The sequence below is a fragment of the Cupriavidus sp. 05L310 genome (genome assembly GCF_056398185.1).
Genome location: NZ_JBFTOX010000005.1, coordinates 157,885 through 182,852, shown reverse-complemented (window position 1 = coordinate 182,852; position 24,968 = coordinate 157,885). Strand labels below are relative to the sequence as shown.

The window sequence follows — 24,968 nt, the reverse complement described above, 5'->3', positions numbered from 1 at the left end:
CTACTCCCAAACCATGACCAACGCCGTCAATACCGAATCCGCCAATGACGCCAGCGCCGTGATCGTGCGCGAGGTCCGGGGCGTGCTGTTCGCCACCCTCAATGCGCCATCCACGCGCAATGCACTCGCGCCCGAGGTGGTCGCCGCGCTGGCGCATGCCGTGGCGCGCGCCGAGTCCGACACCGCGCTGCGGGCGCTGGTGTTGCGCGGCGCCGGCGGCTTTTTCTGCGCGGGCGGCAACGTCGGCAATTTCCAGGCGCGGCTGGATGCCGGCGCCGCGCCGGACGATCCCGTGGCCAGCCGCAATCGCGAGTTCGGCTACTTCATGCAGCGGCTGGCCGCGCTGCCCGTGCCGGTGGTGGCGGTGGTAGAGGGCGCGGCCATGGGCGGCGGCATGGGCCTGAGCTGCGCGGCCGATATCGTGCTGGCCACGCCCGACGCGCGCTTCGCCTTGTCCGAGACCTCGCTGGGCATCATCGCCGCGCAGATCGCGCCCTTCGTGGTGGCGCGCATCGGGGCGGCCGCCACGCGGCGCCTTGGTTTGTCCGGCGAGCGCGTGAGCGGCGACACGGCGGTGGCACTGGGACTGGTGGATCAGCTTGCCGGGGACGGCGCCGCGCTGGATGCGCTGCTCGCCGAATGGCTGACGCGCATCTGCCGTTGCGGCCCGCAGGCCAACCGCGCTTTCAAGGCGCTGGTGGCGCGCACCGGACAGGTGGGGCAGGGCGAGCAACTGGACGAGGCCTCGCGCCTGTTCGCGCAATGCATGCGCACCGAAGGCACCGAAGGCATCCAGGCCTTTCGCGGCAAGCGCGACGCCGCCTGGGTGGTGCGCTTCGACGCCGCCGACGTACGCGCCGCGCACGCCACGCAAGATTGAGTAAACGGGCAACCCGCACCGCAACGGCCCACTTCGACACTCCGATCCCGAGACGTACCATGCCCGCTACCAGCCGACCCTTCCACACCTTGCTCGTCGCCAACCGTGGCGAGATCGCCATGCGCATCATGCGCACGGCGCGCCGCCTCGGCCTTGCCACCGTGGCGGTCTATTCCGAGGCCGACCGCCATAGCCCGCACGTGGCCTTCGCCGACCGCGCGGTACGCATCGGCGACGCCGCACCGCGCGCGTCCTACCTGAATATCGGCGCCATCGTCGAGGCGGCGCGCAGCAGCGGCGCCGATGCGGTGCACCCCGGATACGGCTTCCTGGCCGAGAATGCCGAATTTGCCGAAGCGGTGACGCAGGCCGGGCTGGTCTTCGTCGGCCCGCCGGCAGAGGCGATCCGCGCCATGGGCAACAAGGCGGAGGCCAAGCGCCTGATGCTTGATGCGGATATGCCCTGCATCCCTGGCTACCAGGGCGAGGCGCAGGACGACGCAGCGCTGCTGCGGGCCGCGGCGCAGATCGGTTTTCCGCTGATGGTCAAGGCCGCGGCTGGCGGCGGCGGGCGCGGCATGCGCCTGGTGCATGAGGCGGATGCCTTGCCCGGCGCGCTGGCCAGCGCGCGCTCCGAGGCCAGCGCCGCCTTCGGCTCCGGGCAACTGATCCTGGAGCGCGCGGTGATCGCGCCGCGCCATGTGGAGATCCAGGTCTTCGCGGATACGCAGGGCCATGTGATCCACCTTGGCGAGCGCGACTGCTCGGTGCAGCGGCGCCACCAGAAGGTGGTTGAGGAAGCGCCGTCGCCAGCGGTATCGCCGGCGCTGCGCGCCCGCATGGGCGAAGCCGCAGTGCGCGCCGCCCAGGCCATCGGCTACGTCGGCGCCGGCACCATGGAGTTCCTGCTCGATGGCGACGGCAATTTCTACTTCATGGAAATGAACACCCGCCTGCAGGTGGAGCATGCGGTGACCGAAGCCATCACCGGTTTCGACCTGGTCGAATGGCAGTTGCGCGTGGCCGCCGGCGAGCCGTTGCCGGTCACGCAGGACCAGGTGGCGCTAAGCGGCCACGCCATCGAGGTCAGGCTGACCGCCGAGGACGTGGCCGCAGGCTTCCTGCCGCAGGGCGGGCCGGTGCTGCGCTGGCGCGCGCCGGGCGCCGGGCACGATGTGCGGGTCGACCACGCGTTGCAGGAAGGCGGCGAAATCCCCGTTCACTACGATTCGATGGTGGCCAAGCTGGTCGCCCACGGCGCCACCCGCGAAGAAGCACGCCGCAAGCTGCTGCGCGCGGTGGAGCAGACCGTGCTGCTGGGCGTGGCCAGCAACCAGGGCTTCCTGGCCGACTGCCTGGCACACGAAGCCTTCGCCGCCAGCGAGGTGCATACCGGCTTTGTCGACGCGCATATGCAGTCCGCGCTGTGCGCGGCGCAGCCCGCCGCGGCGCAGGTGGCCTGCGCGGCGCTGGCCGCCTGCGGCGTGCTGGTGGCCACGGCACGCCCGGAACTGGTGGCGCACGGCAGCAGCCTTGGCCTGCGCGCCGGGGAGCGCCAATGGCGCGTGGATCTGCGCGCTGTGGCCGACGGCTGGGAGGCAGCCGTGTGCGAAGGCGGCGGCACGGCCGCGGAGATCGTCCGGGCGCGCGTGCTGCGCGCCGACGCGGAGCAGGGCAGTGCGCTGGTCGAGTGCAATGGTGCCGCGCTGCCGCTGGTATTCGCCACCGAAGGCGACGCCGTGCACCTGTTCAGCGCCGGCCGCGCATGGCGCTTCGCGCGCCTGGACCCGCGCCGGAAGAAGCGCGAGGCGGCCGGCGCCGAAAGCGCCGGCGAGTTGCTGGCGCCGCTGGCCGCACGCGTCGTGGCGGTGAAGACGGTGGCCGGCGAGCCGGTACGGGCCGGCCAGGTGCTGGTGGTGCTGGAGGCGATGAAGATGGAGCACGCCATCGTCGCGCCATTTGACGGCGTGGTGGCGGAACTGCACGCCCGCGAAGGCGGCCAGGCTCGGGCCGGTGCCTTGCTGGCGCGCGTCGAAGCGGAGCCCGAGGGCGGCGCGACGGAGTCCAGGGCATGAGCGCCGCTCCCGCAACATCGAACCCCGCACGCACCATCCGCATCGGCGGCGCTTCCGGCTTCTGGGGCGATTCGGCCATCGCCACGCCGCAACTGCTGGAGGTCCCCGGCCTGCAATACCTGGTCTACGACTACCTGGCCGAAACCACCATGTCGATCCTGGCGCGTGCCCGCGCCAGGGATGCGGCACTGGGCTACGCGACCGATTTCGTCCATGCGGCGATGGCGCCGCACCTCGGCCAGATCCTGGCACGAGGCATCCGCGTGATCGCCAATGCCGGCGGCCTCAACCCGCAGGCTTGCCGCGATGCCTTGATGGAAGCCGCCGCGCGGCAAGGGCTCACGCCCAGGGTGGCGGTGGTCAGCGGTGATGATGTGCTGCCTGCCTTCGAGGGCTGGCGCGCAGCGGGACTTACCGGCCTGTACACCGGCGCCGCGCCGCCGGCCGAGCTGATGTCGGCCAACGCCTATACCGGCGCGCAGGGCATTGCCCGCGCGCTGGCGATGGGCGCCGATATCGTCATCACCGGCCGCTGCGTCGATAGCGCCGTGGTGGTCGGTGCGCTGGCCCACGAGTTCGGCTGGCAATGGAACGACTGGGACCGGCTCGCCGCCGGCACGCTGGCCGGCCACGTGATCGAGTGCGGGGCGCAGGCCACCGGCGGGCTGTTCACCGACTGGCAGCGCGTGCCGGACTGGGACCGCATCGGCTACCCGGTGATCGACTGCGCGGAGGACGGCAGCTTTGTGCTGACCAAGCCCGAACACACGGGCGGCCTGGTCGATCCCGCCGCCGTGGCGGAGCAGGTCTTGTATGAGGTGGGCGACCCCGGCAACTACCTGATGCCCGACGTGACTTGCGACTTCCGCATGGTGCGCGCCGAACTGCTGGCTCCCGGCCAGGTGCGCGTGCACGGCGCGCGTGGCCGCCCGCCCGGTGCCAGCTACAAGGCCAACGGCACCTGGCAGGACGGCTACCAGATCAGCCTGATGATGGCGATCCGCGGCATCGACGCACCCGCCAAGGCCCGCCGCACGGCACACGCGCTGCTTGCCCGCACCCGCGCCATGCTGGCCGCCAGCGGCTTCGTGGACTACAGCGATACCGTGGTGGAACTGCTCGGCTGCGAATCGCAATACGGGCCGCATGCGCGCGCGCTGCCGACCCGCGAAGTGGTGCTGCGCATCGGCGCGCGCCATGCGCAGGCCAGGGCGCTGCGCTTCCTGCAACGCGAATGCTCCTCGGCGGGAACCTCGATGGCCGCGGGCACCCGCTCGTCCTTCGCCGGCCGCGTGGATATCCAGCCGGTGGTCAAGGTGTTCTCCTTCCTGGTGCCCAAGGCGGAAGTGCCAATGCAGATCGCACTGGATGGCCGGGCGGAGACGCTTGCCTGCGCCGCCCTCGTCGGTGAGCCGTCGGTACCGGCTTCGCTGGCGCCCCGGCCGGACTTGGCGGTGCCCGAAGGGCCACGCGTAACCGTTCCCCTCGTCACGCTGGCCTATGCCCGCAGCGGCGACAAGGGCGACGACGAGAACATCGGCGTGATCGCGCGCCAGCCGGCTTATCTGCCGCTGCTGCGGGAGCAACTGACGCCGGCCGCGGTGCGCGCGTATTTCGCCCACCTGGTTGAAGGCGAAGTCGAATGCTTCGAAGTGCCGGGCCTGCACGCCCTCAACTTCCTGCTGCATCGCGCCCTGGGCGGCGGAGGCGTGGCCAGCCTGCGCTCCGATCCGCTGGGCAAGAGCTACGCGCAGATGCTGCTCGATTTCCCGCTGGCCGTGCCGCAAGGCTGGGCGTAGACGCCGGCCTGCCATTGCATAACGTCGGCCGCCAGGCCCAGGCGCGCCGATGCCATCCTGACGGAGGAGACATGAAAAGAACCACGATAACGAACCGGCCCCGCGGCCCGCGGTTAACAGCGTGCCTGATGGCCGCGGCACTGGCATGCGGCATCGCCGGCGCGGCACGCGCCGATGCGCCTTACCCGTCCAAGCCATTGCGCGTAGTGGTGCCCTACACGCCGGGTGGCGTGTCCGACGCGGTGACACGCCTTGTCATGCAGAAGCTGGCCGAACGCCTGGGCCAGCCCGTGGTGGTGGAAAACCGCCCCGGCGCCAACGGCATGATCGGCTCCGACAACGTGGCCAAGTCCGCGCCCGATGGTTACTCGCTGCTGGTGGTGGTGGCCGCCCATTCCATCAATCCCAGCCTCTATCCCAAGATGAGCTTCGACCCCGTCAGGGACCTGACCGGCGTCAGCCAGATCGGCCGCATCCCGCTGCTGCTGGTCTCAAGCGCGCAGCTGCCGCCCGGCAGCGTGAAGGAACTGGTGAGCTGGGGCAAGGCGCATCCGGACAAGATGACCTTTGCCTCCAGCGGCAACGGCTCCGGCGCGCACCTGGCCGGCGAGCTGTTCTCGCAGGCCGTCGGCATGAGGATGACCCATGTGCCCTACAAGGGCGTGTCGCCGGCGTTGCCCGATCTGTTCTCCGGGCAGGTGGCGATGATCTTCGATTCCGTGCAGACCATGATGCCGCAGGTGAAAGCCGGAAAGCTCAAGGCCCTGGCGATTACCAGTCCCTCGCGCTGGCCGGCTGCGCCCGATGTGCCAACGATGGCGGAGGCGGGCTATCCGGCGGTCACGGCCAGCAGCTGGATCGGGCTGCTGGCGCCGGCAAAGACGCCAAAGGTGGTGCTGGACAAGCTGTCGGGCGAAATGGATGCGGTGTTGCACCAGCCGGACATCAAGGCGCGGCTGATCGAATATGGGATCGATCCGGTTGGCGGGACACCGGACCAGTTCCAGGCATTCATCAAGGATGAAGCGGTGAGATGGGCCGGCGTGGTCAGGAAGGGCGGGATCAAGGTGGAGTAATCAGATCCGGATCACATCTCCGGCGGCTGCGGTTCCAGCGGATCGAAATCCAGTTCGATCTTCGCGCCGTTGGGATCGTGCAGGAACAACTGCCAGACGCCGGAGCCCGCCTGCCGACCGAGGTGGAACGGAATGCCCCGGCGCCGCAGGTGGCTGGTGACGTGCCGGAGGTCCGTGGCGCTGAAGGCCATGTGATCCAGCACGCCCGCGGCCGGTGCCGGCAGTGCATCGACCGCGACGAGATGAATGATGGGCGCGCCGGCGGCATAGAGCCAGGCCCCGGGGAAGGCAAACGGCGGACGGGCACCGGTTTCGAAGCCAAGCACCTCGGTGTAGAACCGGACGGTGTCTTCCAGCGCGGCGGTCAGTACCGTGAAGTGGTTCATCCCGACAATCGTCATGTTTCGCTCCTTGTTGCAGGAGCGTGGCGCTCCCCGGGTGATTCAGGCCTGAGTCTTCAGTCCTCAGACCAGGCCAGGCATTGGCACGTCGGGATTCACGTCGGCCTCGTAATCCACTCCGTCCATCTCGAATCCGAACAGGCGCAGGAATTCCTTCTTGTAGCCGGTGAAGTCCGTCAGCGCGTAGATGTTGTCGCTGGTGACCTGGGGCCAGAGTTGCTGGACACGGGACTGCACCTCCGCGTCGAGTTCCTTGTAGTCGGCGCGCAGGCGGCCTTCCTGGTCCAGGCACGGCGCATCGCCGTACAGGCTGTCCTTGTAGAGCCCGTAGACCTGCTCGATGCAGCCTTCATGCGTGCCCTGTTCCTTCATGACCTTGAACAGCAGCGACAGGTACAGCGGCATCATGGGGATGGCGGAACTTGCCTGCGTGACCACGGCCTTCAGCACCGAGACGCGCGCGTCGCCACCCCTGGCGGCCAGCTTGTCGCGCAGGCCAAGCACCTTCTGGTCCAGGTCCTTCTTGGCGGCGCCGATGGAACCGTTCCAGTAGATGTCGTGCGTGATCTTCTCGCCCAGGTAGGTGAAGGCGGTTGTCTTCGCGCCGTCGGCCAGCACGCCCGCAGCCTGTAGCGCGTCGATCCACATCTGCCAGTCTTCGCCACCCATCACGGCCACGGTGTTGTCGATCTCGCTTTGCGTCGCGGGCTCCAGGATGGTCTCCCTGACCACTTCCTTGTCGGTGTCGAGGCCGCGCAGGCTGACCGCCTTGCCAACCGGCTTCAGCGTCGAGTTGAACACTTCGCCGGTCTTCGGGTGCGTCCGTTTCGGCGAGGCGAGGCTGTAGATCACCAGGTCGACCTGGCCGAGATCGCGCTTGATGGTATCGATCGTCTTCTGCTTGATCTCGTCGGAGAAGGCATCGCCATTGATGCCCTTCGCGTACAGCCCTTTGTCGGCGGCAAACCGGTGGAAGGCCGCGGTGTTGTACCAGCCGGCCGTGCCCGGCTTGCTGTCGGTGCCGGGACGTTCGAAGAAGACACCGAGCGTATCGGCGCCGGCACCGAATGCGGCGGTGATCCGGGCTGCGAGACCGTATCCGGTCGACGCGCCGATCACCAGCACTTTCTTCGGGCCGCCGGCGATGGGGCCTTTTGCCGTGACGTAGTCGATCTGTTCCCTGACGTTGGCTTCGCAGCCTGTGGGGTGGGTGGTAACGCAGATAAAGCCACGCACGCGCGGTTTGATGATCATGAAGACCTCGCTTGTTAGATGCCGAGCCTGATTTAGAAGGCGAAAAACTTCGCGCATTGTAAATGAGGAGGCAAAAGGCGAGGCCGCCCGCCCCGCGGGAGTGCCGGGCGGCGGGCGCCGGCCTTTCAGCGTTGCTGGCGGTACGCTACCTGAAGCCAGCCCTGAGAGGCGCCGCTGGTGTCCGGGCCTGCGGGATCGTCGGCGTGCCGGACCGCGCGCGACAGGCGTGTCCGCAGTTCATCGCGTTCCGTGAAGGTCGGCGCGGCCAGCCAGCCAACAAACTCGTCGTGCCAGTTCTCCCACGCGTTCTCGTCAAAGTCGAACGCCTCGTCCAGCCGTCCGCCATCGCGCAGGTAGGTGCCCACGATGCACGTACCGTCCCAGTACGCCACGGCCACGTCGGTCAGGTCCGCGGTGGTTCCCGCCGGCAGGTCGCGCAGCAACATGGACAAGTGGGACTTGAACGATTCGAATCCGCCTGAAGTCATGGCCTGCTCCGTTTCCGGGGACGAGTCCATCGGGGTGAGGTACCCAATCCCATGGCGCGCAGGTCTTCCGCGTTGGCCGGCGCGCGCAGGACCGGCTGCTTGTTCGAGGGGGCGCGGTTGCCTCCGGTCCCGCTCACCCGAACGAACCCCGCGTCAGGTCTTTCTCGAATTCGATGGTCCATGCGGTGCCATGCCCGATCCGGTAGCCCCGCTCCTTGAGCGTCGACTTGCGAACGATGGTGACATGGCCCTGCAGCGGATAGACCTCGTCAACGACATCCGACGTGCCGGCTTCCTGAAGCAGGAAGTCTGCTTCGTCAAGCCGGTGGCGGTGCAGGATGGCGACGAATTCCGCCTTTTCGTCCGGTGCGATTACTGACATCTTGCGTTCCTCCAATCATGAACGCAGCACTTTTCCAAGATAGCACAAGCGTCAACGCCGTGGCCCTCAGCGCTTGCGCGGCTTGCCGACGTGCGGCGCATCCTCGGCCGGATCGGGAATCAGGTCCTTGTCAAGCACGTCATCAATGCTGGGCGGCGCAGGCGGGTGCTCTTCGCGCTGCGCGCTATGGTCCGCGCGGTCCGCGGGGGTGTCCGCGGGAATACTCTCGGCGGCGCGAGTGATCTCGTCCATGCCTTCTTCCGGTGCGTCATCCTCGTCCGGTTCGTGGCCATGGCGGAAATCGATCGGTTCTGCCGTCTGCCCGGCGAATGCGTCAATGGTCTCGTCGATGTTCTCCCACAAGTCTTCGGCTCCGGCGGAATCCGGCATGCCGGGAAGACGGCGCTCCGGTCGCGGACGATCGGGGAATCCGGTTCGCCGCGTCTTGCCGGAATCGACCTTGTGTGGCTTTTTCATGGTCTGCTCCTGAGCGACGATCGAGCGACGATCGTGGTCATGCCGCAAGCAAGCATGCGCATGTTTCCATAATAAGCACGCAAGGAGCGCGATGTGAAGCCGGGGTGCCTGATGCGGTACCGGTCATGCGAAACGACAGGCCGTGTTTTGCCCAGCACGGTGTCCTAGAATGAAATCCCAGGTTGCCGGAAGTCGCTGGCAGACCAGCGGCAGCGAGTCCGGCACCATGCAGGTTGGAGGCGCGTCATGCCCACCTATCAGTATCGTTGCGAGAAGTGCGGTCAGGTTTTCGACCACGCGGAACATCTCGCGGAACACGCGACGGCCCATCCGCCTTGCCCTAAGTGCGGCAGCGAAACGGTCCAGCACATGCCGACACCGTTCGTTGCGAAGACGGCGAGGAAGAGTTGAGGCCTGCCTGACCCTGATAGCGAGGAAGAGCGCGTGGCCCTGTCGGATGCCGGGCAGGACGCCGGGCGAATTGCGTCACCGTGTGCTGTTTGCTTCTCTGCGGCAGCCTCGTTGCCTCGGGCCGCCCCTTGCCCGCGGCGCAAGGATGACCGGCCGCACCGTCCTCTTCCCGGAACGGCCAGTGTTTCGCCTGCGGGTCCTTTGCCTGCCACCGCGCCTTCTCCTCCCATCAGCGGCACCGTCCCACGATACGCCAGCCAGCACCGATATCGTGCACCAACCATTGCGGAGGCCAGTCATGCCGCGCAAGCTGATTCTCATCGTCCTGATCCTGTTGGCAGCCGGACTCCTCTGGCCACGGTTTTACGGGCTCGGGATCGGCCTTGGCCTCGGCCATTTGCCGGGGGATATCGTCATCCATCGTCATCACTTTCACCTTGTCCTTCCGATTGCGACGTCTCTGCTCGTCAGTGCCGCCGCATCATTCATCCTCTGGCTGATGGGCCGGTGAAGCGCGCGGTTGGTGTCCCGCGCCGGTCCGGCATATATTGAAAGCCTTTCCAGCGCATTCTTCCTGACAGCCCCCTATGCTGTACAAGTTCATCGAGTACCAGCGTTCGCTGATCGAGCCGTGGACAGCGTGGGCGGCGCAGGCCACGAACGCATTCACTGACCCCGGCAGCCCGTTCGCCCATGTCCCTGGGGCGTCTTGCTTTGCTGCGGGCTATGAGTATCTCTACCGGCTGGGCAAGACCTATGGGAAGCCCGCCTTCGGCGTCACCGCGTACGACGCGGATGGCCGCGTCGCGGCAGTGGACGAGCAGGTCGTGCTGGAACGGCCATTTTGCCGGCTGCTGCGTTTTGCCCACGAGGCAGCCGCCGCGCCGGAGCGCCGGCCGGCGGTGCTGGTGTGCGCGCCGCTGGCCGGCCATCACGCCGTGCTGCTGCGAGAAGTCGTTGAAATGCTGCTGCCCGCTCATGAAGTCTATGTGACGGACTGGCGCGATGCGCGTCACGTGCCCGCGGCCGAGGGGCCGTTCCGCCTGGACGACTGCGTCGGCGAGATACAGGCGTTCATCCGGCATATCGGCGGGCAGCGCCTGCACGTGCTTGCCGTCTGCCAGGCAACCGTGCCGGCACTGGCGGCGACATCGCTGCTGGCCAGCGCAGGCGAGCCGGTGCCAAGAAGCCTGGTGCTGATGGGCGGCCCGATCGACGCCCGCCGCAACCCGACCGCCGTGGACCGCCTGGCAGCCCGCCAGCCGCTGGCGTGGTTCGAGAGCAACCTGATCTGCACGGTGCCGGCCCGCTATGCTGGTGCGGGCCGCAAGGTGTACCCCAGCTTCCTGCAGCATGCCGGCCTGGTGATGGCACATCCGGCGCGCATGGTCGGTGCGCAATGGGACTACTACCTTGACCTGGTGCACCGCGATGCCGAGCACGCGCCGGCGCACCGGCGCATTTGCGATGAGTACAACTCGGTAATCGACATAGCGGCGGAGTTCTACCTGGATACCATCCGCATCGTGTTCCAGGAGTTCCGGCTAGCCCGCGGCAACTGGAGCGTGCAGGGCCACGCCGTGCGTCCCCGGGACATGCGCGATATCGGCCTGCTCACCGTGGAGGGCGGGCGGGACGACATCTCCGGCCGCGGCCAGACCCACGCGGCGCAAGACTTGTGCAGCGGCATCGCGCCGCGCCACAGGCGGCAGCTCACGGCGGCGCAGTGCGGCCACTATGAGCTGTTCTCCGGGCAATTGTGGCGGACCGAGGTGTATCCCGTGGTCCGCGACCTGATCCGGGAGTACGCCTAGCGTCCTTGTGCCGGAGCAGCGTTTGCGCCGCTTGTTTCCATACTTGTTCTCGTCACGGCCCACTATACTGGGCTAGACGCCTGCAACGCTCAGCGTAGCGTCGGGATGCAGCCGCTATCGTCGGCCTTCCGCAGATTTGCACCCACCCATCACATGGAGACTGAATATGTCGATTCGCATCGGTGACGAAGCCCCCGATTTCACGGCAGATACCACGGAAGGCAAGATAAATTTCCACGAATGGATCGGGGACAAATGGGCGATCCTGTTCTCCCATCCCAAGGACTTTACGCCGGTCTGTACTACCGAACTGGGTTATATGGCCGGCCTCAAGCCGGAATTCGACCGGCGCAATACCAAGATCATCGGGCTCAGCGTGGACCCCGTCAGTGACCACCAGAACTGGGTCAAGGACATCGCGGAAACGCAGGGCCACGCTGTCAACTATCCCATGATCGGCGACGTCGACCTCACGGTCGCCAAGCTCTACGACATGATTCACCCGAACGCAAGTGGTGGCCCGCGCACTGCCGTGGACAACGCCACGGTGCGCTCGGTCTTCCTCATCGGGCCCGACAAGAAGGTCAAGGCAATGCTGGTTTACCCGATGAGCGCGGGCCGCAATTTCGACGAAGTGCTGCGCCTGCTGGATTCCCTGCAGCTCAACGCAAAACACACGGTAGCCACGCCGGTCAACTGGAAGCCGGGCGACGATGTGATCATCCCCACCTCCGTATCCGACGAAGACGCAAAGAAGAAGTACCCGCAAGGATTCAAGACGCTCAAACCGTACCTGCGGGTAGTGGCGCAGCCGAAGTAAGGCTAGGCACCCGCCACGTGGGCGGGTAGGCCCGCCAGGGCCTCCCCGCCCACGTGATGCGAAGCGGCCGTCAGGGTGTACCAGTCTCTCTACAAAATCCCCCTTTCCCTCAACCCTCCCAACTCAGCCTCGCCGAGCCCCAACTCAGCGCGAAGGGCCCCCTCCGTATGTTCCCCCAGCATAGGCGGGCACCGCATTTCCACCGGCGTGGCCGAAAACCGCAGCGGACTGCGCAAGCTGGGCGCATCTACCCCCCGCCCATGCGGCAACCGCACCAGCAACCCGCGATGCCTGACCTGCGCATCTTCGAACACCTCGTCGAGCTCATTGATGGGCCCGCCAGGCACGCCGGCACGCTCGAGCGTATCCAGCAATTCAGCCGAACCCCGCCCGGCAACACGCGCGGCAATCGCTTCGCGCAAGGTCTCCCGGTTGGCGACCCGGTCGACGTTCTGCGCGAAGCGCGGATCGGCGGCGAGTTCCGGACAGCCAAGCAGCTTGCACAGCGCGGCAAACTGCCCGTTGTTGCCGGAGGCGATGATCAGGTGCCCGTCGCGGCACGCGAACACTTCGGAGGGCGCGGCCACCGGGTTGGTGTTGCCGGCGCGCCGGGGCAGCTTGCCGGTCATCTGGTAGCCCAGCGCCAGGTGGCCATTGACCGCCACCGAGGCATCGAGCATGGCGGCGTCAATGTACTGGCCTTCGCCGGTGGCCTGGCGGTGATAGAGCGCGCCCATCAGGGCGACGGTGGCGTAGAGGCCGGTGAGGATGTCGGTGATGGGGATGGCGGTGCGCATCGGCTCGCCGCCGGGGGTGCCGTCCGGCTGGCCGCAGGTGCTCATCAGTCCGGCCATGCCCTGCAGGATGAAGTCGTAGGCCGGGCGGGCGGCGTAGGGGCCGTCGGGGCCGAAGCCGGTGACTGAGCAATAGATCACATCGGGGCGCAGCGCGCGGATGGACTCATAGTCGAGCCCGTATTTCTTCAGGCTGCCGGCCTTGTAATTCTCCACCACCACATCGCAGCGCGCGGCCAGTTGCCGTACCAGTTCGGCGCCTTCGGGCCTGGAGATATCGATGGTGAGCGATTGCTTGCCGCGGTTGCAGGCGAGGTAGAAGGCGGAGTCGTTGGTGGCCGCGCCTTGCGCGTCGGTGAGGAACGGGCCCATCTTGCGAGTGTCGTCGCCGTCGCCGGGTTTCTCGATCTTGTAGACGGTGGCGCCCATGTCGGCCAGGTTCTGCGTGGCCCATGGGCCCGCCACCACGCGCGTCAGGTCGAGTACCTTGATGCCTTCGAGAATTGCGCTCATGTGCCTGCCATCCGGGAAGTAGAGATCCCGCATCATTCGCGGGATTTGCCGTGCACGCAATTCGCCAATGCGGAAGCCGGCTTACGGCGAGGCGGAAGCGTGGGTGTGGCCGGCGTGGGACTTGTGCTGGCCGTGCTCGTGCTGCGCCGCCTGGTTCGGATCGAAGTCGCAACTCGGGTTGGCTTCGTCGTGCGAATGCGGGTGCAGCGCGCCGGGGATATGCCGGCTGCTGAGCCCGTCGGCGTTGAGCCATGCCAGCGTGGCGGCGGCCGCGCGGTCGATGAGCGTGCCGCACTGCGTGTAGTCGTACGGAGAGACGTCGAGCGGGCACAAGGGCGGGACGACCGAGATATGCGCGTGGTCCGCCCAGCGCTCCAGGTCCTGTACCAGCTGGCGCGCGACCAGCAGCGACAGCGCATTGAAGGCATGGTCGATGGGGCCGCGCGGTTCGCGCCGCGCCGCGCAGGCAAAGCCCGCGGGCAGCACCACCACGCGCGTGGCGCCCAGGCGGATGGCGGTGGAGACCGGCGTGTTATTGGCCACGCCGCCGTCGATCAGTTGCCGCCCGCCCAGTGCCACCGGCGGGAACACCCCGGGGATGGCGGCGCTGGCCAGCACCGACTGGACCAGGCTGCCGGAGGACAGCACTACCTCCGCGCCGGTCTGCATGTCGGTGGCGACTACATATAGCGGCAGTTCGGCGCGCTCCAGCGGCATGTCGCCGAAATGGCGGGACAGCAGGCGCTTCAGGGCGGCGGAGTCGACCAGATGGGCGCGCTGCCCGCGCAACATGCCGAACAGGCTGCGCCACGACCACGGCATGACTTCGGCGCGGCGCAAGCCGCGCCAGAGCGTTTCCAGCTGGGTAGTGCCGGCCACGTGCGGGTTGCAGGCATAGTAGGCGCCGTTGATGGCGCCAGCGGAGGCACCGACGACGAAGTCGGGCTTGATGCCCCACGCCACCAGCTCGCGCAGCATGCCGGCCTCGACGGCGCCGAGGCTGCCGCCGCCGGCGAAGACAAATGCGGTTTTTTCCATGGTCTGTGGTGCAGTGCGAAAGCGCAGGGGAATCCTGTAAAGGAAGCATAGGCGACATTTCGCCTGCGCGACAGGCGTCTGCCGCGGGCGGAGGGCGCCGATGGCACATAATGTGCATACAGTGCCAGAAAAAGCACGCGCGCGCCAAGATTTCGAGGCCGCCAAGAGAGGAGACAATGAGCAGTTCAACCGACAAGTTTTCGGCCACCATGCGCGATGGCCTGGCCAATCTCGCGCGGCGCCTGCGCTTTGCCATGGAGGAGGGCTCCATCTGGCTGGACGAGCAGCGCATGATCCTGATCCACACCGGCGCGCTGGGCGCGTTGCGCAAGGAATTGGTGGATACCATGGGCATGGAGCGCGCGCGGGGCTTGTTCATGCGCATGGGCTTCCATTCCGGCATGCGCGACGCGGAACTGGCGAAGAAGCTGCGCCCCGGCGACAGCGACTTCGGCCTGCTGGAGATCGGGCCCTGCCTGCACACCATCGAAGGCGTGGTGCGCGTGACCCCGGTGAAGGTGGATATCGACATCGCCGCCGGCATCTACGACGGCGAATTCCTGTGGGAAGACTCCTTCGAAGGCGATGTCCACCGCCAGTTGTTCGGCATCGTCGATGAGCCGGCCTGCTGGATGCAGATCGGCTACGCCACGGGCTATACCTCGGCCCTGATGGGCCGCACCATCCTCTACCGCGAGGTGGAGTGCATCGCCTGCGGCCACGATCACTGCCGCATCGTCGGCAAGCCGCTGGAAGCGTGGGAGGACGGTGCCGAGGTGCTAAAGCTCTACCAGCCCGACCCGGTGATCGAGACCATCCTGGAGCTGCAAAGCGAGGTCGAGCACCTGCGCGCCCTGCAGCGCAACAACGGCAAGCCCGCCGATCTGGTGGGCAGCGCGCCCGGGTTCCGCGCTGCCTGGGGCCTGTTGCAGCGCGCCGCCGCAAGCCATGTCACGGTGCTGCTGCTGGGCGAGACCGGCGTCGGCAAAGAGCGCTTCGCGCAAGCGCTGCACGCGGTCAGCGCGCGGGCCGACAAGCCTTTCATCGCCGTCAATTGCGCGGCGATCCCCGATGAACTGATCGAAGCCGAGCTGTTCGGCGTGGAGAAGGGCGCCTTCACCGGCGCCCACCAGTCGCGCCCCGGCCGCTTCGAGCGGGCGCATGGCGGCACGCTGTTCCTGGACGAACTGGGCGAGTTGTCGGCGTCGGCGCAGTCCAAGCTGCTGCGGGTGCTGCAGGAAGGCGAGGTGGAGCGGGTGGGCGGCACCGAGCCGCGCAAGGTGGACGTACGGCTGGTGGCCGCCACCAACGTAGACCTGGCCGAAGCCGTGAAGCAGGGGACTTTCCGCAAGGACCTGTACTACCGGCTCAACGTCTATCCCGTCACCATCCCGCCGCTGCGCGAGCGCCTCGACGATATCCGCCTGCTGGTAGAGCGCTTCATTGCCCGCTACGGCGCGCGCCACGGCAAGAAGATCGTCGGCATCACCGACCGCGCGTTGGCGGAACTTAGGCGCTACGACTGGCCGGGCAACGTCCGCGAACTGGAAAACGTGATCGAGCGCGGCGTGATCCTGGCCAGCAATGGCGGGCAGATTTCCGCGGACCACCTGTTCCTGCCCAGCAGCGCGCCGCAGGGGATGGACACCGCGCCGCGCCTGGGTGTCAGGGGCACGCTGCCGGAACTGCGCGAAGCGGCGGTGCACGGGCTGCTTGACCATATGGCCGAGCAGCAGCTCGCGCTGGGCGATGTCGAGACCGTGTTGATGGAAGCGGCGATGCAGCGCGCCAACGGTAATATGAGTCAGGCGGCGCGGTTGTTGGGGATTACGCGGCCGCAGTTGGCGTATCGGTGGAAGACGAGGGGGATTCGGGGGGAGGGGGGGTGATTTGGTTGGGTTGGTCGCTGTTTGTTTGAGCGGCGATGGTTTTTGCACCCAACAGCCGTACGACATCGCCCTGCTGGGTTGGTCGGTGTTTGTTTGAGCGGCGATGGCTATTGCACCCAAGTGCGTACGACATCCCCCTGCGGGGGACGCCGGTCACTCTTCTTTGCTTCGGCAAAGAAGACTAACGAGAAGAAAGCCGACCCTGCCGGGAGCAGAGCAATCGCGGGGGCGAGGGGCGCTGGTTTCGTCGTACGGCCGCAGTTTTGCTGGCATCTGCCGTTACCAGCTTGTAGGGCATCGCAATGGCATGATCCATGGGTTTCGTGGTGATGCCCTTGACCTCGTGTGTGGTGACCATTCCCACATCTGCCGTTACCGGCACGGACCACCACGACACACCACATGCCAATGGTTTCGTGGTGGGGCGGGCGCGGTGGTGAAGGCCTGGGGCATATCACCCGGTGCCACCGCGCCCACGACGGAACCGGACCGCCTGAAACTTCGTGGCCGGCCACTACGCGAGCGACAGACGGCTTGAAGCAAGTGATGTCTGCTACCGGGGGCCTCACCACGAATCCCGGAAGCTGGCAGGATCGTGGCCAGTCAAGCCGGTACCGGCAGAAGCCCGCCGGCACTCTGGGCTGTACGACGAAATCATCGATATTCGAGAGCCTGATGGCTCTGCCCCCGGCAGGGTCGGCTTTCTTCTCGTTAGTCTTCTTTGCCGAAGCAAAGAAGAGTGACCGGCGTCCCCCGCAGGGGGATGTCGTACGCACTTGGGTGCAATAACCATCGCCGCTCAAACAAACACCGACCACCCTCGCAGGGGGATGTCGTATAGCTGTTGGGTGCAAAAACCAACGCCGCTCAAACAAACCGCGCCACCCACCACCCAAAAGCCATTTAATCATTTGATGCAGTCAGCAATCCACACCCCAAGCAAGTGACCAATCCGGTTGTTGCGCCGCATGCGCCCGCAATCCCTTCCCCCTCCTACCTCTAACCTCCCCCCGCCCCCATCACTGTTGCAGCGCCGCAGCCTTACCGCGATTCCGCCGACTGCCCGCAAACCACCGCCCGGCGCGACATTTGATCAATTGATCAAATGTCGCCGCCATCTTCATCAATTGATAGAGCTATGGCGCGGGCATCGCTTCGGGTAAACGCGCAAGCCGGTCCGGCAAGATTCCCAGGATCCCTTGTGCCGTCGTGATTTGCATCCGCTGGCACGCTCTTCGCAATAGAGGCCATACAAGCCAAGCGAAGGAGCAGCGCCATGATCAACCAGTCGGTCCCCTTGTTTGAAGCCACGCCCCGCTACGTCCGCGTCGGCGGTCGCACGCCGGAAGGCTTCGTGCAGTTTGCCTTCAGCGTGTCCGACCCGGAGCTCAACGTCGAGCTGATCATGCCCGAGCCGATGTTCGAGGCTTTTTGCAGCGTCAACCACGTGCGCTTCCTGCCCCCGGAAACTCCGGTGGCCGGCCAGGACGACTGAGCACGCCAAGCCCCGCGCACCCGTTCCCCCCACATAAAAAACAGCAAGACCCAGGAGACCAAAGCGATGCAAGTCGACATTAAGACCCAGCAGATCCAGCCGCTGCGCCAGACCTACGGCCACGTGGCCCGCCGCTTCGGCGACAAGCCCGCCTCGCGCTACCAGGAGGCAACCTACGACGTGCAGTCGGAGGTCAATTTCCACTACCGCCCGACCTGGGATCCGCAGCACGAGATCTACGACAAGCGCCGCACCGCCATCGTGATGAAAGACTGGTACGCGCTCAAGGACCCGCGCCAGTACTTCTACGGCGCTTACGTGACGGCGCGCGGCCGCCAGCAGGACGCCACCGAGAAGAGCTTCGCCTTCGTGGAGAAGCGCGGCTTGCTGCAGGCGCTGCCCGCCGAATGGCAGGACCGCCTGGCCGACGGCCTGCTGCCGCTGCGCCATGTGGAGTGGGGCGCCAACATGAACAACTTCTATTGCGCCGACTACGGCTGGGGCACGGCCATCACGCAGGCCTGCACCTACTGCGCGATGGACCGTCTCGGCATTGCCCAGTACCTGACGCGCATCGGCATGCTGCTCGACGGCAATACCGGCGTGGCGCTGGAGCGCGCCAAGGTGGCCTGGATGGAGAGCGCCGCGTGGCAGCCGATGCGCCGGCTGGTCGAGCGCAGCTTCGTGATCGAGGACTGGTTCGAGACCTTCGTTACCCAGAACCTGGTGCTCGACGGCCTGCTTTACCCGATGGTGTACCAGCACGCCGACGCCGCCATCGTCCGCGGCTGCGGCACGGGGCTGGCGGTGCTGACCGAGTTCATGAACGACTGGCGTGAAGAGCATGCGCGCTGGGTCGACTCGGTGGTGCAAACCGCCGCTGCCGAATCCGACGCCAACCGCGTGCTGCTGTCCGGCTGGGCCCGCGCCGCGCGCACGCAGGTGGCCGAGGCGCTGGTGCCGGTGGCCGACACCTTGCTGGGCGAGGGTGGCGAGCAGGTGATCGCGCTGTGCCTGGAGCAGTTCGACGTACGCCTGAACAAGCTTGGCCTTGCCGCCTGAGGAGCCCGCCATGACCGCCAACGTCTATATCGCGCTGCAAAGCAACGACGACACCCGTCCCATCATCGAAGCCATCACCGAGGCCAACCCGCACGCCGTGGTGTCGCAGTTTCCCGCCATGGTGAAGATCGATGCGCCGGGCCACCTGACCATCGTGCGCGAACTGGTGTCGGAAAAGCTCGGCCGCGAGTGGGACCTGCAGGAGATCCACCTGAACCTGATTTCGCTGTCGGGAAACATCGACGAAGACGACGACGCCTTCACCCTGCACTGGAACGCCTGAGACGGCCCGCCCACCGCAAAGAAAAACGGAGACAGAACACCATGGACGCACGCAAGAAGCTGAACCTGCGGGAAAAATACGCGACGATGACCCGCGACCTCGGCTGGGAAACCACCTACGAGCCGATGGACAAGGTCTTTCCCTACGACAAGTACGAGGGCATCAAGATCCACGACTGGGACAAGTGGGAAGACCCGTTCCGCATGACCATGGACGCCTACTGGAAATACCAGTCGGAGAAGGAGCGCAAGCTGTACGCCATCATCGACTCCTTCGTGCAGAACAATGGCCACCTCAACGTCTCGGACCCGCGCTATCTGAATGCGCTGCGCCTGTTCCTGACCGGCGTGACCCCGCTGGAATACGCGGCGCACCGCGGCTACGCCCATCTCGGGCGGCACTTCCGCGGCGCCGGTGCGCGGGTCGCGGCGCAGATGCAGTCGATCGACGAGCTGCGCCATGCCCAGACCCAGATGCACACGCTGTCGGTCTACAACAAGTACTTCAACGGCTTCGGCGAGTGGCAGCACATGCACGACCGGGTCTGGTACCTGTCCGTGCCCAAGTCCTATTTCGAGGACGCCATGAGCGCGGGGCCGTTCGAGTTCATCACCGCGATCTCGTTCTCCTTCGAATATGTGCTGACCAACCTGCTGTTCATGCCCTTCATGTCGGGCGCGGCCTACAACGGCGATATGGCTACGGTGACGTTCGGCTTCTCCGCGCAGTCCGACGAATCGCGCCATATGACGCTGGGCCTTGAGGTGGTGAAGTTCCTGTGCCAGCAGGACCCGGACAATATCCCGATCCTGCAGAAGTGGCTGGACAAATGGTTCTGGCGCGGTTTCCGCCTGCTCACGCTGGTCGGCATGATGATGGACTACATGCTGCCCAAGCGCGTGATGTCGTGGGCCGAAGCCTGGGAGATGTACTTCGAGCAGGCCGGCGGCGCGCTGTTCAAGGACCTGGAGCGCTACGGCCTGCGCATGCCCAAGTACCACGAGGTGGCCACCAAGACCAAGGACCGCATCACCCACGAGGCCTGGGGCACCTTCTACAACTACGCCGCCGCGGCCGGCTTCCATACCTGGGTGCCCAAGCAGGACGAAATGGCCTGGCTGACGGAGAAGTATCCCGACACCTTCGCGCGCTACTACAAGCCGCGTCTCGACTACTGGCTGGAGCGCCAGCAGGAAGGCGAGCGCTTCTATAACGGAACGCTGCCCATGCTGTGCCAGACCTGCCAGATCCCGATGGTGTTCTCGGAGCCTGACGATCCCACCCAGACCTGCTACCGCGAGAGCACCTACCACGGCATGCAGTTTCACTTCTGCTCGGACGGCTGCAAGGACATCTTCGACGGCGAGCCGCAGAAGTACGCCCAGGCCTGGCTGCCCGTGCACCAGATTTACCAGGGCAATTGCGGCGGCGCCTCGCTGGACGATGTGCTCAAGTGGTACCGCATCAACGTCGGCGCGGACAACCTCGATTTCGAAGGGTCGCAGGATCAGAAGAACTGGAACACCTGGAAGGGCGTGCCCGACACGGCGGCCTGAGCGCGCAACCGACAAGAGACAGAAGATAAGGAGACCACCATGTCCGTCGTATCCATTGGCCCCTACGAGTTCGAACCGGCCGATCGCGAGGCCGTGTTCCACGGCAACCGCCTGCTGTACATCGGCTGGGACCGCCACCTGCTGTTCTGCGCGCCGCATTGCCTGCCTTTTCCGCCGTCGATGCGTTTGCGCGATGTCGTGGAGAACGTGCTACCCGGCGTGTACGGCTACCACCCCGACTTTGCCCGCATCGACTGGAGCCGCGTGGAATGGCTGCGCGGCAACGCGCCCTGGCAGCCGGACCTGGACCGCACGCTGGAAGAGAACGGCCTGGGCCACAAGGCAGTAATCCGCTTCCGCACGCCGGGGCTGGACGGCATCGACGGCAGTTGCAGCTAAGCCGGCGCCGTGGCTGGAACGATCAGAAGGACTAGTAGGCTAGTAGGAGACACAAGATGTATTCCCTGACCATTGAACCGATCGGGCAGACCATCCCGATCGCGCCCGGCCAGACCGTGCTGGATGCCTGCCTGCGCAACGGTGTGTGGCTGCCGCACGCCTGCTGCCACGGCCTGTGCGCCACCTGCAAGGTGCAGGTGGTGGAGGGCGAGTTCGAGCATGGCGAAGCGTCCAGCTTCGCCCTGATGGACTTCGAGCGCGACGGCGGCCAGTGCCTGGCTTGCTGCGCCACCGCGCAGTCCGACATGGTGATCGAGGCCGACATCGAGGAGGATGCCGACTCGCTCGGGCTGCCGCTGGCGGACTACCGCGCCGAAGTGGTGGAGACCCGCGCGCTGACGCCCACCATCCGCGGCATCTGGCTGCGCGTGAAGGACGGCAATGCCGCCGCCTTCCAGGCCGGCCAGTACCTCAACCTGCGGGTGCCCGGCTGCGAACAGCCGCGCGCCTTCTCGCTGGCCAACCGTCCGGGTGACGACCTGGTGGAACTGCATGTGCGTCGCGTGGAAGGCGGCCAGGCTACGGCCTACCTGCACGAGCAGCTCGCGGTGGGCGATGAGCTTGGTTTCTCGGCGCCCTACGGCCGTTTCTTCGTACGCAAGTCCGCGCAGGTGCCGATGCTGTTCCTGGCGGGCGGTTCCGGTCTGTCCAGCCCGCGCGCGATGATCCTGGACATGCTGGCTGCCGGCGAGACCTTGCCGATCACGCTGGTGCAAGGCGCGCGCAATCGCGCGGAGCTGTACTACGACGAGGCGTTCCGCGCACTGGCCGACGCGCATCCGAATTTCCGCTATGTGCCGGCGCTATCCGACGAACCGGCCGGCAGTGGCTGGGATGGCGCGCGCGGCTACGTGCATGACGTTCTGCACGGGCTTTACGCCAATGGCGCCACCGCTGACTTCCGGGGGCACAAGGCCTACCTGTGCGGACCGCCACCGATGATCGAAGCCTGCATCCGCACGCTGATGCAGGGCCGGTTGTTCGAGGAGGACATCCACACCGAGAAGTTCATCTCCGCCGGCGATGCGCAGAACAGCGCGCGCAGCCCGCTGTTCAAGATCTGAAGGAGAGGGCGCCATGCATACCGTGGAGATTGCGGGAAGCGGCCAGCGCTATCCGTGCGCGCCGGAGCAGAACCTGTTGCGCGCGATGGAAGCGCTTGGCAAGCGCGGCATACCCGCCGGCTGCCGTGGCGGCGGCTGCGGGGTTTGCAAGGTGCGCATCGAGGCCGGCCGCTACCGCACCGGCAAGATGAGCCGGGCCTGCCTGTCGGCCGAGGAGGAGGGCAGTGGCCTGGTGCTGGCGTGCAAGGCCTATCCGGACAGCGATATCCGCCTGCGGCCGGTGGCGCTGCTGCAGCGCTGCCTGGACCGGCAGCGGGAGCGGCGGGAGGCACAGGAAGCGAAGGAATCAACGTAGCAAGCTTGCAGCAAAACGTAGCAATAAAAAAGATGGACCGATAACCCCATCATCAAGGAGACCGTCATGGCATTGACAGGCGTATTGCGCCCCGGGCACGTGGCATTGCGCGTGCTGGAACTCGAACCGGCGCTGAAACACTACACCGAAGTACTCGGACTGATCGAAACCGCGCGCGACGACAAAGGGCGCGTCTACCTGAAGGCCTGGGACGAGCACGACCACCACAGCGTGGTGCTGCGCGAGGCCGACAGCCCGGGCATGGACTACATGGGTTTCCGCGTCGATAGCGGCCGCACGCTGGAACGGCTGGCGCGGGAGGTGGAGCAGTCCGGCCTCGCATCGGATTTCCGGTGGATTCCTGCCGGCGAGCATCCGCATACCGGCGTGCGCTTCCGTTTCACCATTCCCACCGGCCATCCGATCGAGCTCTTCGCCGACAAGGACAAGCTGGGCTGCCTGACCGGCGACAGCAACCCGGACCCGTGGCCGGACGACCTGCGCGGCATGGCGCCCAGCCGCTTCGATCATTGCTTGCTGTATGGCGACGATCTGGATGGCACCGTCAGGCTGTTCCGCGACGTGCTTGGCTTCACGCTGGCCGAGCAGGTGGTGGCCGGCCCGGACAAGATGATGATCGGCGCTTTCCTGACCTGTTCCAACAAGGCGCATGACATTGCGTTCATTCGTCATGCCGAGAAGAACAAGTTCCATCACGCGTCGTTCAACCTGGACAACTGGGGCGAGGTGCTGAAGGCCGCCGACATCATTTCCAAGAAGGATGTGTCGCTCGATATCGGGCCGACGCGGCATGGCATTACGCGCGGCGCCACCATCTACTTCTTTGACCCTTCTGGCAACCGGAATGAGGTCTTCTCCGGCGGGTATATCCACTATCCGGACAAGCCGACCATCACCTGGACCGACAACGAACTGGGCCGGGCGATCTTCTATCACGACCGGAAGCTGAACGATGCGTTCCTGAGTGTATTGACCTGATTCCCGGCGTAGCGTCACGGCCGATGCCAAGTGTTTTCTCCCCTTTCCCGCTTGCGGGAGAGGGGAGAAAGGCGAATCACCAGCAAGATGCGGCGCACGCTGCCGCAACCAGCGAGACAACATGAAAGAGTTCAAGAACTTCATCAACGGCGAATGGGTGGCCACCAACCGCCAGTTCGACGACCGCAACCCGGTCGACAACAGCCTGATCGCCCGTGTGCACGAAGCCGGGCAGGCCGAGGTCGATGCCGCGGTCGCAGCGGCAAGGCAAGCGCTGAAAGGCCCTTGGGGCAAGATGACCGTGGCACGGCGTGTCGAGATACTGCACGCCGTAGCGGACGGCATCAACCGCCGCTTCGACGATTTCCTGCAAGCCGAGATCGCCGACACGGGCAAGCCGCTGTCCCTCGCCAGCCATATCGATATCCCGCGCGGCGCGGCCAACTTCAAGGTCTTCGCCGACCTGATCAAGAATGTGCCGACCGAGAGCTTCGCCATGGCCACGCCGGACGGCGGCGAGGCCATCAACTACGCGGTGCGCTCGCCGCGCGGCGTGATCGGTGTGGTGTGCCCGTGGAACCTGCCGCTGCTGCTGATGACCTGGAAGGTCGGCCCGGCGCTGGCATGCGGCAATACAGTCGTGGTCAAGCCGTCCGAGGAAACCCCCGCCACCGCCACGCTGCTGGGCGAAGTGATGAACGAGGCCGGTGTGCCGCCGGGCGTCTATAACGTGGTCCACGGCTTCGGCCCGGATTCCGCCGGGGCCTTCCTGAGCGCGCACCCGCATGTGAACGGCATCACGTTTACCGGCGAGACCCGTACCGGCGAGGCCATCATGAGAGCCGCCGCCAATGGCGTGCGCCCCGTCTCGTTCGAACTGGGCGGCAAGAACGCCGGCATCGTGTTCGCCGACGCGGACTTCGACAAGGCAGTCGCCGGCATCACCCGCTCGGCCTTCGAGAACAGCGGCCAGGTTTGCCTGGGCACCGAGCGCGTCTACGTGCAGCGGCCCATCTTCGAGCGCTTCGTCGCGGCGCTCAAGGCCAGGGCCGAGGGCTTGCGCATTGGCCGACCGGGCGACGAGGGCGTGAACATGGGCCCGCTGGTGTCGCTGGAGCATCGCGCCAAGGTGCTGTCCTACTACAAGAAGGCGGCGGAGGCGGGCGCCACCGTGGTCACTGGCGGCGGCGTGCCCGAGATGCCCGGCGCGCTGGCCGAAGGCGCCTGGGTGCAGCCCACCATCTGGACCGGGCTGCCCGAGGATGCGGCCGTGATCCGCGAGGAGATCTTCGGCCCCTGCTGCCATATCGCGCCGTTCGATACCGAGGAAGAAGTGATCCACCTTGCCAACGACACGCCTTACGGCCTGGCCGCCACGGTGTGGACATCCAACTTGGGCACCGCCCACCGCATGGGTAGCGCCCTGGACGTCGGCATATGTTGGATCAACGCCTGGTTCCTGCGCGACCTGCGCACCGCCTTTGGCGGCGCCAAGCAATCCGGCATCGGCCGCGAGGGCGGGGTGCATTCGCTGGAGTTCTATACCGAGCTGCGCAATGTGTGCGTGAAACTGTGAGCCAGTCC

General features: G+C 66.3%; 25 protein-coding genes. 18 read left to right on the top strand and 7 right to left on the bottom strand.

The features are described from left to right. Positions 1-13 precede the first annotated feature (13 nt). From AC1DS6_RS05090 to AC1DS6_RS05075, 4 genes are all read left to right on the top strand, one after another. Entirely contained in the window at positions 14-880 is an 867-nt protein-coding gene (locus tag AC1DS6_RS05090; protein ID WP_441629394.1) for an enoyl-CoA hydratase/isomerase family protein, read from the top strand. 59 nt (positions 881-939) lie between these two features. Beyond that, positions 940-2,955 (top strand): acetyl/propionyl/methylcrotonyl-CoA carboxylase subunit alpha, encoded by a 2,016-nt coding sequence (locus tag AC1DS6_RS05085; protein ID WP_477102205.1) that lies wholly within the window; start codon positions 940-942, stop codon positions 2,953-2,955. Continuing rightward, entirely contained in the window at positions 2,952-4,754 is a 1,803-nt protein-coding gene (locus AC1DS6_RS05080) for an acyclic terpene utilization AtuA family protein (RefSeq protein ID WP_477102204.1), read from the top strand. Before AC1DS6_RS05085 ends, AC1DS6_RS05080 begins: the two co-directional genes overlap by 4 nt. A 71-nt stretch (positions 4,755-4,825) precedes the next feature. Beyond that, positions 4,826-5,830 (top strand): tripartite tricarboxylate transporter substrate binding protein, encoded by a 1,005-nt coding sequence (locus tag AC1DS6_RS05075; RefSeq protein ID WP_441629391.1) that lies wholly within the window; start codon positions 4,826-4,828, stop codon positions 5,828-5,830. 11 nt (positions 5,831-5,841) lie between these two features. On the opposite strand, the gene AC1DS6_RS05070 is transcribed toward AC1DS6_RS05075, so the two are convergent. The 5 genes from AC1DS6_RS05070 to AC1DS6_RS05050 form a co-directional block, all read right to left on the bottom strand. Beyond that, on the bottom strand, positions 5,842-6,231 hold the full coding sequence (locus AC1DS6_RS05070) for a VOC family protein (protein ID WP_045243024.1): 390 nt from the start codon (positions 6,229-6,231) through the stop codon (positions 5,842-5,844). 63 nt (positions 6,232-6,294) lie between these two features. Next, positions 6,295-7,485, bottom strand: coding sequence for an enoyl-ACP reductase FabV (gene fabV, locus AC1DS6_RS05065; RefSeq protein ID WP_441629390.1), 1,191 nt, complete (start codon positions 7,483-7,485; stop codon positions 6,295-6,297). Positions 7,486-7,610: 125 nt separating this feature from the next. Then, a complete protein-coding gene (locus AC1DS6_RS05060; RefSeq protein ID WP_441629389.1) occupies positions 7,611-7,973 on the bottom strand; it encodes a hypothetical protein in 363 nt (120 codons plus the stop codon). 133 nt (positions 7,974-8,106) lie between these two features. After that, positions 8,107-8,355 (bottom strand): hypothetical protein, encoded by a 249-nt coding sequence (locus AC1DS6_RS05055; RefSeq protein ID WP_441629388.1) that lies wholly within the window; start codon positions 8,353-8,355, stop codon positions 8,107-8,109. Positions 8,356-8,421: 66 nt separating this feature from the next. Then, positions 8,422-8,832: a hypothetical protein gene (locus tag AC1DS6_RS05050; RefSeq protein WP_441629387.1), complete on the bottom strand. Its 411-nt coding sequence runs from the start codon at positions 8,830-8,832 to the stop codon at positions 8,422-8,424. Positions 8,833-9,078: 246 nt separating this feature from the next. Here AC1DS6_RS05050 and AC1DS6_RS05045 point away from each other — a divergent pair, with 246 nt between their 5' ends. The 4 genes from AC1DS6_RS05045 to AC1DS6_RS05030 all read left to right on the top strand — a co-directional run bounded on the left by AC1DS6_RS05045 (position 9,079) and on the right by AC1DS6_RS05030 (position 11,877). After that, complete coding sequence (locus tag AC1DS6_RS05045) at positions 9,079-9,243, top strand: FmdB family zinc ribbon protein (protein WP_035810592.1); 165 nt, start codon at positions 9,079-9,081, stop codon at positions 9,241-9,243. Positions 9,244-9,541: 298 nt separating this feature from the next. Beyond that, positions 9,542-9,754: a DUF2905 family protein gene (locus tag AC1DS6_RS05040; protein ID WP_441629386.1), complete on the top strand. Its 213-nt coding sequence runs from the start codon at positions 9,542-9,544 to the stop codon at positions 9,752-9,754. Between the two features lie 76 nt (positions 9,755-9,830). After that, complete coding sequence (gene phaZ / locus AC1DS6_RS05035; protein ID WP_477102203.1) at positions 9,831-11,057, top strand: polyhydroxyalkanoate depolymerase; 1,227 nt, start codon at positions 9,831-9,833, stop codon at positions 11,055-11,057. Between the two features lie 166 nt (positions 11,058-11,223). Continuing rightward, on the top strand, positions 11,224-11,877 hold the full coding sequence (locus AC1DS6_RS05030; protein WP_035862536.1) for a peroxiredoxin: 654 nt from the start codon (positions 11,224-11,226) through the stop codon (positions 11,875-11,877). Positions 11,878-11,966: 89 nt separating this feature from the next. On the opposite strand, the gene AC1DS6_RS05025 is transcribed toward AC1DS6_RS05030, so the two are convergent. Further along, positions 11,967-13,184 carry a CaiB/BaiF CoA transferase family protein gene (locus AC1DS6_RS05025; RefSeq protein WP_441629384.1) on the bottom strand — a complete coding sequence of 406 codons (1,218 nt, stop codon included), beginning with the start codon at positions 13,182-13,184 and terminating at the stop codon, positions 11,967-11,969. Between the two features lie 81 nt (positions 13,185-13,265). Next, complete coding sequence (locus AC1DS6_RS05020) at positions 13,266-14,222, bottom strand: patatin-like phospholipase family protein (protein WP_441629383.1); 957 nt, start codon at positions 14,220-14,222, stop codon at positions 13,266-13,268. 176 nt (positions 14,223-14,398) lie between these two features. On the opposite strand from AC1DS6_RS05020, the gene poxR reads away from it, so the two are divergent. The 10 genes from poxR to AC1DS6_RS04970 all read left to right on the top strand — a co-directional run bounded on the left by poxR (position 14,399) and on the right by AC1DS6_RS04970 (position 24,960). Continuing rightward, complete coding sequence (gene poxR / locus AC1DS6_RS05015; RefSeq protein ID WP_477102202.1) at positions 14,399-16,111, top strand: phenol degradation transcriptional regulator PoxR; 1,713 nt, start codon at positions 14,399-14,401, stop codon at positions 16,109-16,111. Positions 16,112-17,387: 1,276 nt separating this feature from the next. Continuing rightward, complete coding sequence (locus tag AC1DS6_RS05010; protein ID WP_045239875.1) at positions 17,388-17,606, top strand: phenol hydroxylase subunit; 219 nt, start codon at positions 17,388-17,390, stop codon at positions 17,604-17,606. 66 nt (positions 17,607-17,672) lie between these two features. Further along, positions 17,673-18,668 (top strand): aromatic/alkene monooxygenase hydroxylase subunit beta, encoded by a 996-nt coding sequence (locus AC1DS6_RS05005; protein ID WP_441629381.1) that lies wholly within the window; start codon positions 17,673-17,675, stop codon positions 18,666-18,668. Between the two features lie 10 nt (positions 18,669-18,678). After that, positions 18,679-18,951 carry an MmoB/DmpM family protein gene (locus AC1DS6_RS05000; RefSeq protein ID WP_035866715.1) on the top strand — a complete coding sequence of 91 codons (273 nt, stop codon included), beginning with the start codon at positions 18,679-18,681 and terminating at the stop codon, positions 18,949-18,951. Between the two features lie 41 nt (positions 18,952-18,992). Then, a complete protein-coding gene (locus AC1DS6_RS04995) occupies positions 18,993-20,507 on the top strand; it encodes an aromatic/alkene/methane monooxygenase hydroxylase/oxygenase subunit alpha (RefSeq protein ID WP_276287562.1) in 1,515 nt (504 codons plus the stop codon). A 39-nt stretch (positions 20,508-20,546) separates the two neighbouring features. Continuing rightward, the gene (locus tag AC1DS6_RS04990) at positions 20,547-20,906 is read left to right on the top strand and encodes a phenol hydroxylase subunit P4 (RefSeq protein ID WP_035866711.1); all 360 of its coding nucleotides are present in this window, start codon (positions 20,547-20,549) and stop codon (positions 20,904-20,906) included. Positions 20,907-20,962: 56 nt separating this feature from the next. Further along, positions 20,963-22,030, top strand: coding sequence for an NADH:ubiquinone reductase (Na(+)-transporting) subunit F (locus AC1DS6_RS04985; RefSeq protein ID WP_035866709.1), 1,068 nt, complete (start codon positions 20,963-20,965; stop codon positions 22,028-22,030). Between the two features lie 13 nt (positions 22,031-22,043). Then, on the top strand, positions 22,044-22,385 hold the full coding sequence (locus tag AC1DS6_RS04980) for a 2Fe-2S iron-sulfur cluster binding domain-containing protein (RefSeq protein WP_477102201.1): 342 nt from the start codon (positions 22,044-22,046) through the stop codon (positions 22,383-22,385). A gap of 66 nt (positions 22,386-22,451) precedes the next feature. After that, complete coding sequence (locus AC1DS6_RS04975; protein ID WP_441629378.1) at positions 22,452-23,384, top strand: catechol 2,3-dioxygenase; 933 nt, start codon at positions 22,452-22,454, stop codon at positions 23,382-23,384. 121 nt (positions 23,385-23,505) lie between these two features. Then, positions 23,506-24,960, top strand: coding sequence for a 2-hydroxymuconic semialdehyde dehydrogenase (locus AC1DS6_RS04970; protein WP_477102200.1), 1,455 nt, complete (start codon positions 23,506-23,508; stop codon positions 24,958-24,960). The last annotated feature ends 8 nt before the right edge of the window (positions 24,961-24,968 follow it).

What these genes read in the sequence shown, in the direction of transcription:
- AC1DS6_RS05000 (WP_035866715.1), top strand. Translation starts at nt 18,679, where the DNA reads ATGACCGCCAACGTCTATATCGCGCTGCAAAGCAACGACGACACCCGT.
- AC1DS6_RS04990 (WP_035866711.1), top strand. Translation starts at nt 20,547, where the DNA reads ATGTCCGTCGTATCCATTGGCCCCTACGAGTTCGAACCGGCCGATCGC.
- poxR (WP_477102202.1), top strand. Translation starts at nt 14,399, where the DNA reads ATGAGCAGTTCAACCGACAAGTTTTCGGCCACCATGCGCGATGGCCTG.
- AC1DS6_RS05020 (WP_441629383.1), bottom strand. Translation starts at nt 14,222, where the DNA reads ATGGAAAAAACCGCATTTGTCTTCGCCGGCGGCGGCAGCCTCGGCGCC.
- AC1DS6_RS05060 (WP_441629389.1), bottom strand. Translation starts at nt 7,973, where the DNA reads ATGACTTCAGGCGGATTCGAATCGTTCAAGTCCCACTTGTCCATGTTG.
- AC1DS6_RS05050 (WP_441629387.1), bottom strand. Translation starts at nt 8,832, where the DNA reads ATGAAAAAGCCACACAAGGTCGATTCCGGCAAGACGCGGCGAACCGGA.
- AC1DS6_RS05055 (WP_441629388.1), bottom strand. Translation starts at nt 8,355, where the DNA reads ATGTCAGTAATCGCACCGGACGAAAAGGCGGAATTCGTCGCCATCCTG.
- AC1DS6_RS05070 (WP_045243024.1), bottom strand. Translation starts at nt 6,231, where the DNA reads ATGACGATTGTCGGGATGAACCACTTCACGGTACTGACCGCCGCGCTG.
- fabV (WP_441629390.1), bottom strand. Translation starts at nt 7,485, where the DNA reads ATGATCATCAAACCGCGCGTGCGTGGCTTTATCTGCGTTACCACCCAC.
- AC1DS6_RS05005 (WP_441629381.1), top strand. Translation starts at nt 17,673, where the DNA reads ATGCAAGTCGACATTAAGACCCAGCAGATCCAGCCGCTGCGCCAGACC.
- AC1DS6_RS04980 (WP_477102201.1), top strand. Translation starts at nt 22,044, where the DNA reads ATGCATACCGTGGAGATTGCGGGAAGCGGCCAGCGCTATCCGTGCGCG.
- AC1DS6_RS04985 (WP_035866709.1), top strand. Translation starts at nt 20,963, where the DNA reads ATGTATTCCCTGACCATTGAACCGATCGGGCAGACCATCCCGATCGCG.
- AC1DS6_RS05045 (WP_035810592.1), top strand. Translation starts at nt 9,079, where the DNA reads ATGCCCACCTATCAGTATCGTTGCGAGAAGTGCGGTCAGGTTTTCGAC.
- phaZ (WP_477102203.1), top strand. Translation starts at nt 9,831, where the DNA reads ATGCTGTACAAGTTCATCGAGTACCAGCGTTCGCTGATCGAGCCGTGG.
- AC1DS6_RS04995 (WP_276287562.1), top strand. Translation starts at nt 18,993, where the DNA reads ATGGACGCACGCAAGAAGCTGAACCTGCGGGAAAAATACGCGACGATG.
- AC1DS6_RS04970 (WP_477102200.1), top strand. Translation starts at nt 23,506, where the DNA reads ATGAAAGAGTTCAAGAACTTCATCAACGGCGAATGGGTGGCCACCAAC.
- AC1DS6_RS05080 (WP_477102204.1), top strand. Translation starts at nt 2,952, where the DNA reads ATGAGCGCCGCTCCCGCAACATCGAACCCCGCACGCACCATCCGCATC.
- AC1DS6_RS04975 (WP_441629378.1), top strand. Translation starts at nt 22,452, where the DNA reads ATGGCATTGACAGGCGTATTGCGCCCCGGGCACGTGGCATTGCGCGTG.
- AC1DS6_RS05090 (WP_441629394.1), top strand. Translation starts at nt 14, where the DNA reads ATGACCAACGCCGTCAATACCGAATCCGCCAATGACGCCAGCGCCGTG.
- AC1DS6_RS05025 (WP_441629384.1), bottom strand. Translation starts at nt 13,184, where the DNA reads ATGAGCGCAATTCTCGAAGGCATCAAGGTACTCGACCTGACGCGCGTG.
- AC1DS6_RS05030 (WP_035862536.1), top strand. Translation starts at nt 11,224, where the DNA reads ATGTCGATTCGCATCGGTGACGAAGCCCCCGATTTCACGGCAGATACC.
- AC1DS6_RS05040 (WP_441629386.1), top strand. Translation starts at nt 9,542, where the DNA reads ATGCCGCGCAAGCTGATTCTCATCGTCCTGATCCTGTTGGCAGCCGGA.
- AC1DS6_RS05075 (WP_441629391.1), top strand. Translation starts at nt 4,826, where the DNA reads ATGAAAAGAACCACGATAACGAACCGGCCCCGCGGCCCGCGGTTAACA.
- AC1DS6_RS05085 (WP_477102205.1), top strand. Translation starts at nt 940, where the DNA reads ATGCCCGCTACCAGCCGACCCTTCCACACCTTGCTCGTCGCCAACCGT.
- AC1DS6_RS05010 (WP_045239875.1), top strand. Translation starts at nt 17,388, where the DNA reads ATGATCAACCAGTCGGTCCCCTTGTTTGAAGCCACGCCCCGCTACGTC.